Below are 8,858 nucleotides of genomic sequence, written 5' to 3'. Positions count from 1 at the left end.
GCTATCCATATCCGGCGTCGGCAGCGGTAGAGGGTCGCCAATGTGATCAGTGGCACCGTCTTGAACACCAATCATCTCACATCCTCCGAAACGGGGCCTTCTGCCCCATGCTTTCGGAGGATATTCAAATAACAGCGGTTTGAAGTTTTGGTTAATGGCCACGCTGGCCGAAAAGGACGCGGCGCGCAGCCTCTGCATCCTTGCCACCGGCACTCAGGTCGCGACGCAGTTCTGCGCCCACCTTCTTGCCAGCAATCACGGCTGGACGCTCGGCAATCCGCTCATGCCACGCCTTCAGTTTCGGGAAGGCGTCGAACGACTGCCCCTGAAGCTGCGGCAGCACCCAGGGCCAGCAGGCCATGTCGGCAATCGAGTAATCGCCTGCCAGATAGTCACGGTCCTGAAGGCGGCGCTCCATCACACTATAGAGACGGCGCGTCTCATTGGTGTAGCGATTAACGCCATAGGCCAGCTGGCGCTGGTCCGCGATCATCGCCGGAGCATATTGACGGAAGTGGTGGGTTTGTCCTGCCATCGGGCCGAGGCCCGCCATCTGCCAGAACAGCCACTGATCGACCTCTATTCGCTCCCGCTCGCTGGTCGGATAGAATTTGCCCGACTTGCGGCCCAGATACCGAAGGATAGCCCCCGACTCAAAGATGCTGATCGGCTGGCCATCCGGACCGTCAGGATCGACAATGGCGGGCATCCGGCCATTGGGGCTCAGGGCCTGAAACTCGGGTGTAAACTGGTCGCCCACGCCAATGTTGACGGGCTTAACCTCATACGGAATGCCCATTTCTTCCAGGGCAATGCTGATCTTCCAGCCGTTCGGCGTGGGCCAGTACCAGAGCTCGATCGGTGCGGTCATTCGTCAAATCTCCCCTACGCAATCACACGCGTACCCCTGTCATGGCACAGGTTCGAAGATGAACAAAACCTGCAGATAGCTGATAATCCAGTTCAGTTTTGGTTCAGGCTGGGGGCTGCACCTTCCGCATCAGACGAGGTCACAGCTACGGAGAGGACCATGAAGATCGCTACCAAGGCCGCAATAGCCGTTCTGGCTCTGGCCACCACTGCAGCGCCAATGATGGCGCAGGCTCAGGAGCGCCATTACCGTGATGGTCCGCGCCACGATGCCCGTGACAACCGCCGCGATGACCGCGGACGCGGCCCGGGCCGTGATGTCCGTCCGGATCACCGCCCTGCCCCGTATAATGTCCGCCCCAACAACGGTCCGCGCCATGCGGCTCCGGCTCGCTGGGAACGTGGCAACCGTGACTGGTGGCGTGGCCGTCCGGAGTTCCGCGACTATCGCGGTGCCCGCAACGGTTACTGGTATGCACCGGGCCACGGCTACTATCGCGTAGAGCCACGCTACTACAACTATCGCTGGCGCACCGGTGCCTATCTGCCGTCGGCCTATCGTGGCTATGTCGTGCATGATCCGGCCTTCTATGGCCTGCGTCCGGCACCGCGCGGTTACCGCTATGTCTATGCCGGCAACGACATTGTCATGATCGCCATCGCAACGGGCCTGATCACCAGCGTCCTGAACGGCATCTACTAAGTCAGGCTCCAACCAGTCATCGAGCATGCCTTTGCCCCCGTCAGCCTCGCGCTTTCGGGGGCTTTTTCTTGCAAACGTCAAACAGTGTTTATTGAACACCCCATTCAGTCACAGTTCATGTGACGGGGTTCACTGTAGGGACGTATTAAACGGGCGAGGTCCCACAAATGAAACGTACCCTGCTTACCTTCACTGCAATCACCAGCATGCTGCTGCCGCTGGCAACGCCGGTTGTGGCTGCAGCGCAGGACAGCGCCGTTCAGCGTCGTGTTGAACGCGCCCAGCGCCAGCTGGATCGGGACACGGCCCGTGAACAACGTTCCGAGCCGCGCCGCGAACAACCGCGTCAGGAGCGCCCCCAGGAGCGCCCTCGCCAAGAAGCACCCCGTCAGGAAGGCCGACGCCCTGAAGCTCGCCCCCAAAGGAGCGAACAGCAACAGGCACAACAACCGCGCCGTCCTGACGCCCGTCCGCAAGACCCGCGCACCAATACGCGTCCGCAGTACCGTACCGATGACCGCAGCGGTCAACGTCAGCAGTACCGCCCGCAGGAGCGCCGCAACGAAAGTCCGGTGCAGCGCCGCGTAGAGGAAGCTCAACGCCAGCTGGACCGCGCCAATGGCGTGCGCCCGAACCCGCAACGTGATCGCGACAACCGCTATAACAACCGCCGCGATGACAACCGCCGCTGGGACAGCAACCAGAACCGCCGTCCCAACGCCAATCCCCAGCAGCGCCGCGACAGCTATCGTGACTTCCAACGTCGTTGGAACACCCAGCAGTGGCGTCGCGATTTCGAACGCAACCGCCGCTCGGACTGGTGGCGCAGCGACAACCGCTTCCGCGGCTGGAGCGGCGTTCGCATCGGTTTCTACTTCGCGCCGGGCTACGGCTACTACAGCGTCCCGCGCACCTATTGGAACCGTCACTGGCAGATCGGCCAGTACCTGCCGGACGTCTTCTGGCGCTATCAGGTGAACGACTATCGCACCTATGGCCTCGGCTATCCGCCTCCGGGCACCCGCTGGGTCTATGTCGATAACTCGATCTACCTGATCGACGAATACGACGGCTACATCGTCGAAGTTATCCGCGACGCCTGGCGCTGGTAACAATTCACCACTCAAATAAAGAAAGCCCCCGACGTCACTGACTTCGGGGGCTTTTTTGCTCTAGTCATCCACGCCTATGTCGCTCAAGCAGCGAGCCACCGCGTGGCGAGCGATAGCGACCATGCCTTAAGTAGAGAGCCGCCGCGCGGCGAACGATAGGCATAAGCTAAGGGGGTTTGGGGGCCGCAGCCCCCAAGTCTAAACCTCAAATCAAAGCCCAAGCTTTGATTTGAGGATCTCGTTCACCGCAGCCGGATTGGCCTTACCGCCGGTGGCCTTCATGACCTGACCGACGAACCAACCGATAGCCTGCGGCTTCTCGGCGACAGCGGCAGCCTTGTCCGGGTTGGCGGCGATGATTTCATCGACGGCCTTCTCGATGGCACCGGTGTCGGTGACCTGCTTCAGGCCGTACTTCTCGACGACTTCCGACGGCGAGCCTTCGCCGTTCCAGACGTGGTCGAACACTTCCTTGGCGATCTTCGACGAGATGACGTTCGTTTCGATCAGCTCGACCAGCTCAGCCACATGTGCAGCCGGCAGCGGGTTGTCGCTGAAATCGCGGTGGTCGGCGGCCAGACGGGCCGAAACTTCGTTCGTCACCCAGTTGGCGACCAGCTTGGCGTCACGGCCCTTGGCGGCGGCTTCGAAATAGTCAGCCTTGGCCTGTTCCGAGATCAGGACGATGGCGTCGTATTGCGACAGACCATATTGGTCCATCAGGCGACGGCGCTTGTCATCCGGCAGTTCCGGCAGGTTGGCCTTGATTTCGTCGACCCAAGCCTGTTCCAGAACCAGCGGCAGCAGGTCCGGATCGGGGAAGTAGCGGTAATCCTGCGCTTCTTCCTTCGAACGCATGGAACGGGTCTCGCCCTTGGTCGGGTCGTACAGGCGGGTTTCCTGATCGACCTTGCCACCGTCCTCGATAATCTCGATCTGGCGACGGGCCTCATAGTTGATAGCCTGCGAGATGAAGCGGAACGAGTTGACGTTCTTGATCTCGCAACGCGTGCCGAGGAAGCCGAAGTCGCCGGTTTCCTTGAACTTGTCGTAGTTGCCGACGGGGCAAACCGACACGTTCACGTCCGCGCGCAGGTTGCCCTTCTCCATGTCACCGTCGCATGTGCCGAGGTACATCAGGATGGTGCGGATCTTCTTCACATAGGCGACGGCCTGTTCCGGCGAGCGGATATCCGGACGCGACACGATTTCCATGAGGGCGGTGCCCGCACGGTTCAGGTCGACGTAGGAATCCGTCGGCGACAGGTCGTGGATCAGCTTACCGGCGTCTTGCTCAAGGTGCAGGCGCTCGATGCCGACGTTGAAGAAGGTGCCGTCCTCGGCCTCGACCTCGACCACACCCTCTCCCACGATCGGGTGATACAGCTGGCTGATCTGATAGCCGGTCGGAAGGTCCGGATAGAAGTAGTTCTTGCGGTCGAACTGGGACTTCAGGTTGATCTGGGCGCGCAGGCCCAGACCCGACTTCACAGCCTGCTCAACGCAGAACTTGTTCAGGGTCGGCAGCATGCCCGGGAAACCGGCATCCACCAGCGAGACCTGCTCGTTCGGCCCCGCGCCAAAGCCCACAGCCGCGCCCGAGAAGAGCTTGGCCTTCGAGGCGACCTGAGCGTGGATTTCCAGACCCATGACGATTTCCCAATCGCCGGTGCGGCCTTTGATTACAGTTGCGTTCGCGCTCATGCTCACCACCACTTAGCCGGCTTGGAAACGAAGCCAGCGCTGTCTTCGATCGCGCCTGCGACCTTGAAGACGGTATCTTCATCCAGTGCCTTGCCGATGATCTGCAGACCCAGCGGCAGGCCGTTCGAGTCCAGACCCGCCGGAACCGATATGCCCGGAAGACCGGCCAGGTTGGTCGTGACGGTGAAGACGTCGTTCAGATACATGGTCAGCGGGTCGATCTGCTTGTCGCCCAGCTTGAAGGCAGCCGACGGCGTCGACGGGGTCAGGATGGCGTCCACCTTGCCCCAGACGTTGTCGAAGTCCTCGGCGATACGGCGGCGCACCTTCAGGGCGCGGACGTAATAGGCGTCATAGAAGCCTGCCGACAGAACATAGGCACCGATGGTCAGGCGGCGTTGCACTTCCTTGCCAAAGCCCTCGGCGCGCGATGCGGCGTACAGGTCGTCCAGCGAGGAGAACTCTTCGGCACGGTGGCCGAAACGCATGCCGTCGTAGCGTGCGAGGTTCGACGAGGCTTCTGCCGGAGCCACGATGTAATAGGTCGGCAGGGCGTATTTGGTGTGCGGCAGGCTGATCTCGACGATCTCGCAGCCCGCGGCCTTCAGCCACTCGACGCCTTGGGCCCACAGGGCCTTGATCTCTTCCGGCATGCCGTCAACGACGTATTCCGCCGGAACGCCGATGCGCAGGCCCTTGACCGACTGGCCAACCGAAGCGGCCCAATCCGGCGTCGGGACGTCGAGGCTGGTCGAGTCCTTGGTGTCGAACGAGCACATGGACTTCAGCAGGATGGCCGAGTCCTTGACCGTCTTGGTGATCGGACCGGCTTGGTCGAGCGAAGAGGCGAAGGCCACCATGCCAAAGCGGCTGGCGCGGCCATAGGTCGGCTTGATGCCCACGGTGCCGGTGAAGGCGGCCGGTTGACGGATCGAGCCGCCGGTGTCCGATGCGGTCGCGGCAAGGCACAGGTCAGCGGCCACAGCAGCGGCCGAACCGCCCGACGAACCGCCCGGGGTCAGCTGGGCGTCATCGCCCTTGGCCTTCCACGGGTTCACGACCGGACCGAAGGCCGAGGTCTCGTTGGCCGAGCCCATAGCGAACTCGTCCATGTTCAGCTTGCCCAGCATGACCGCGCCGTCGCGCCACAGATTGGCGGTGACGGTCGATTCATACGGCGGGATAAAGCCGCGCAGCATGTTGGAGCCAGCGGAGGTCTGCACGCCCTCGGTGCAGAACAGGTCCTTGATGCCCAGCGGCGCGCCTTCGAGGTCGCCGCCCTCGCCCTTGGCGATGCGGGCGTCCGAGGCACGGGCCTGTTCCAGAGCCTTCTCGCCCGTCACTTCGACATAGGCGTTCAGGGTCGGGTTCGCGGCTTCGATCTCACCGAGAAACGCCTTGGTGATTTCTTCCGACGAGAAATGCTTGGACTTGAGGCCGTCAACAGCGTCGGCCAGCGTTAGTTTGGTCAGGTCGCTCATACTCTTACTCCACGACCTTCGGGACGACAAAGAAGCCGTCAGCCGACTTCGGCGCGTTCGACAGGACGTCGGCGACCTTGTCACCGTCGGTCACTTCGTCCTCGCGCAGACGCAGGGTCTGGGCCACGTTCGAGGTCATCGGCTCAACACCGTCAACGTCCACCTCGTTCAGCTGCTCGATCCAGTTCAGGATGCCGTTCAGCTCCTGGGCCAGCGGCTCCAGTCGTTCCTCGGGGGTCTTGATACGGGCGAGGTGGGCAACCCGCCTCACCGTCGCGGCGTCGATAGCCATGAAAGTCTCCGAAAATTCCGGCGGCGCAGCGATAGGGAGTCGTAGCGCCTACATTGAATATGTGGGTTACCGCTCCGCCGCCGCTTCGACAAGCGTTTCGCAATGCATTATGGGACGCGAGTGCCTGTATATGACCTCAAAGACCTGCCCGCCGCCTGCCCTCCGAACACGCCGTGGATCGGACTGGACCTTGGCGAGAAAACCATAGGCGTCGCCGTCTCGGACGGCAGCCGCATGATCGCCAGCCCGCTCAAGCTGATCCGCAAGAGCAAGTTCACGCTGGAAGCCGAAGAACTGTTCAAGCTGATTGCGGGGCGCGATGTATCGGCTCTAGTCATCGGCCTGCCGCTCAATATGGATGGCACCGAAGGCCCACGCGCCCAGTCGTGCCGCGCCTTTGCACGCAATCTGGAACGCCTGCGTCCGGTCAATGTGGCCTTTCAGGACGAACGCCTTTCGACGGCGGGCGTGGAACGCTTTCTGATCGAGGAGCTGGACCTGAACCGCAAACGCCGCGCCGAGGTCGTGGACCGTACTGCTGCCTCTTGGATTCTGCAGGGTGCGCTGGACCAACTGCGTATCAGCAGCGGTCAAATCTGAGACATTCGGAAACCTGATGTGACGCCATCCACCATTCGGATGGCGTCCGCCTATTCCCTCGGGCGCGAGTCACGCCTATAGCGGCTACTCGATGACCCAAGCCGCCACCGTCACCGATATCATTCAGGAGCGGCTGACGCCGTTCCCCAAAGACCACTTCCTCGCCGCAGCGGATCTCAATCCGCCCGCCGCCATGGCCTTGCTCGACCTTGCCGACGCCTTCGTCGACTTCAACCGTCAGAGCGCCAAGGGCGTCGATGTGATGCGCGGCCAGACGGTCGTGAACCTGTTCTTCGAGAACTCGACCCGCACATCGTCCTCGTTCGAGATCGCAGCCAAGCGTCTGGGCGCAGACGTGGTGACCATGCCGGTCGCCTCGTCGTCGGTGAAGAAGGGCGAGACCCTGATCGACACCGCCGTCACGCTGAATGCGATGAAGCCGGAAATCCTTGTGGTGCGCCACTCGGCCTCGGGGGCCGTGGACCTGCTGTCACAAAAGGTCGGCTGCGCGGTCGTCAACGCCGGTGACGGACGCCACGAGCACCCGACCCAAGCCCTGCTGGACCTGCTTACCCTGCGCCGCACCTTCGGGGATGTCGGGGGCCTGACCGTCGCCATCTGTGGCGACGTGACCCACAGTCGCGTGGCCCGCTCCAACATCGCCCTGTTGCAGATGATGGGCGCGCGCGTGCGCCTCGTCGGCCCGCCGACCCTAATTCCTAGCGTTGCCCAGCGCTGGAATGTCGAGATCAGCCACGACATGAAGGAAGGCCTGCAAGGCGTTGATGTTGTTATGATGCTGCGCCTGCAACTGGAACGCATGGCCGGTGCGCTGATCCCCTCGACCCGTGAGTATTTCCGCTTCTGGGGTCTGGACCGCGAAAAGCTGGCCTATGCCAATCCGAACGCCAAGGTCATGCACCCCGGCCCGATGAACCGTGGCGTGGAAATCGACTCCGACGTGGCCGACGACCTGTCCGTCTCGCTCATTCAGGATCAGGTTGAAATGGGCGTCGCCGCCCGCATGGCCGTATTGGCCGCCCTCGCCCACCGCCGCGCGGGAGGCAACTGATGACCACGGCAATGACCAAGACCGCCATTCTGAACGCCCGCCTGATCGATCCGGCCACCGACTATGATGGCCCCGGCGGCGTCATCATTGAAAACGGCCGCATCGCCGAAGTGATCAAGGGCTCGGCCCAAACCGCACCCGAAGGCACGACCGTTATCGACGCCATGGGCCGCGTGCTGGCCCCCGGCCTGATCGACATCCGCGTGAAAACGGGCGAACCCGGCAATGAACCGAAAGAGACGCTGAAATCGGCCGCCTTGTCCGCCGCGGCAGGCGGCGTGACCACCATCGTCATCCAGCCCGACACCGATCCGGCCATCGACGATCCGGCCATGATCGACCACATCCAGCGTCGTGGCGCGGCTTTGGAACTGGTCCACGTCCGTGCCGCCGGTGCCGCCACCCAAGGCCGCAAGGGCGAGCGCATGGCCGAAATCGGCCTGATGGACGAAGCCGGCGCGCTCTATTTCACGGACGGCGACCACGTCATCCAGAACAGCCGGACCCTGCAACGGGTCATGAGCTATGCCGCATCCTTCAACGCGCTGATTTCCTGTCGCTCGACCGAGCCGTGGCTGTCGGAAGGCACGGTGGCGACGGCAGGCGAACTGGCGACCCGCCTTGGCCTGCCCGCCCAGCCCGCCATTGCCGAGCGCATCCAGCTGGAACGCGATCTGGCACTGGTGGAGCAGACGGGTGCCCGTTTCCTCGTCGACCAGATTTCGACCCAAGGCGCGCTCGACGTCCTGACCCGTGCCCGCACGCGCGGTCTTGAAGTCGCGGCATCGGTGTCGATCAACCACCTGTGCTTCAACGAGATCGACATCGGCGACTATCGTACCTTCTACCGCCTCGACCCGCCCCTTCGCACCGAAGAGGACCGTCAGGCGATGATCGAGGGCGTACGCGATGGCCTGATCGACGTCATCACCTCGGCCCACTGCCCCGAACCGGCTGAAAACAAGCGCCGTCCGTTCGCGGAAGCCGAACCGGGCGCGGTTGGTCTGGAAACCCTGCTGGCCGC

General features: G+C 62.7%; 9 protein-coding genes. 5 read left to right on the top strand and 4 right to left on the bottom strand.

Annotation, left to right across the window (positions count from 1 at the left end):
• Positions 1–151: 151 nt before the first annotated feature.
• Positions 152–871, bottom strand: coding sequence for a glutathione S-transferase N-terminal domain-containing protein (locus Q0Y42_RS13510; protein WP_297804751.1), 720 nt, complete (start codon positions 869–871; stop codon positions 152–154).
• Positions 872–1,030: 159 nt separating this feature from the next.
• Between Q0Y42_RS13510 and Q0Y42_RS13505 the strand changes: the two genes are divergently transcribed.
• A complete protein-coding gene (locus Q0Y42_RS13505; protein ID WP_297804748.1) occupies positions 1,031–1,573 on the top strand; it encodes an RcnB family protein in 543 nt (180 codons plus the stop codon).
• A 167-nt stretch (positions 1,574–1,740) separates the two neighbouring features.
• Complete coding sequence (locus Q0Y42_RS13500) at positions 1,741–2,685, top strand: RcnB family protein (protein ID WP_297804746.1); 945 nt, start codon at positions 1,741–1,743, stop codon at positions 2,683–2,685.
• A gap of 210 nt (positions 2,686–2,895) precedes the next feature.
• On the opposite strand, the gene gatB is transcribed toward Q0Y42_RS13500, so the two are convergent.
• Genes gatB through gatC form a run of 3 tightly spaced genes read right to left on the bottom strand, consistent with a single transcriptional unit; the run spans position 2,896 to position 6,162 of the window.
• Positions 2,896–4,389, bottom strand: coding sequence for an Asp-tRNA(Asn)/Glu-tRNA(Gln) amidotransferase subunit GatB (gene gatB / locus Q0Y42_RS13495; RefSeq protein WP_297804743.1), 1,494 nt, complete (start codon positions 4,387–4,389; stop codon positions 2,896–2,898).
• Between the two features lie 2 nt (positions 4,390–4,391).
• Positions 4,392–5,870, bottom strand: a complete 1,479-nt coding sequence (gene gatA / locus Q0Y42_RS13490; protein WP_297804740.1) for an Asp-tRNA(Asn)/Glu-tRNA(Gln) amidotransferase subunit GatA — start codon at positions 5,868–5,870, stop codon at positions 4,392–4,394.
• A 4-nt stretch (positions 5,871–5,874) separates the two neighbouring features.
• Positions 5,875–6,162 carry an Asp-tRNA(Asn)/Glu-tRNA(Gln) amidotransferase subunit GatC gene (gatC, locus tag Q0Y42_RS13485; RefSeq protein WP_292051454.1) on the bottom strand — a complete coding sequence of 96 codons (288 nt, stop codon included), beginning with the start codon at positions 6,160–6,162 and terminating at the stop codon, positions 5,875–5,877.
• Positions 6,163–6,282: 120 nt separating this feature from the next.
• On the opposite strand from gatC, the gene ruvX reads away from it, so the two are divergent.
• The 3 genes from ruvX to Q0Y42_RS13470 form a co-directional block, all read left to right on the top strand.
• On the top strand, positions 6,283–6,762 hold the full coding sequence (gene ruvX / locus Q0Y42_RS13480) for a Holliday junction resolvase RuvX (protein WP_297804737.1): 480 nt from the start codon (positions 6,283–6,285) through the stop codon (positions 6,760–6,762).
• A gap of 91 nt (positions 6,763–6,853) precedes the next feature.
• Positions 6,854–7,834, top strand: coding sequence for an aspartate carbamoyltransferase catalytic subunit (locus Q0Y42_RS13475; protein ID WP_292051456.1), 981 nt, complete (start codon positions 6,854–6,856; stop codon positions 7,832–7,834).
• A partial coding sequence (locus Q0Y42_RS13470) for a dihydroorotase (protein WP_297804735.1) occupies positions 7,834–8,858 on the top strand: 1,025 nt, incomplete at its 3' end. The genes Q0Y42_RS13475 and Q0Y42_RS13470, both read left to right, overlap by 1 nt.

The sequence above is a fragment of the uncultured Brevundimonas sp. genome (genome assembly GCF_947305955.1).
Lineage (GTDB): Bacteria > Pseudomonadota > Alphaproteobacteria > Caulobacterales > Caulobacteraceae > Brevundimonas.
The sequence above is the reverse complement of the archived record's forward strand: the minus strand, read 5'-3'. Positions and strand labels throughout refer to the sequence as shown.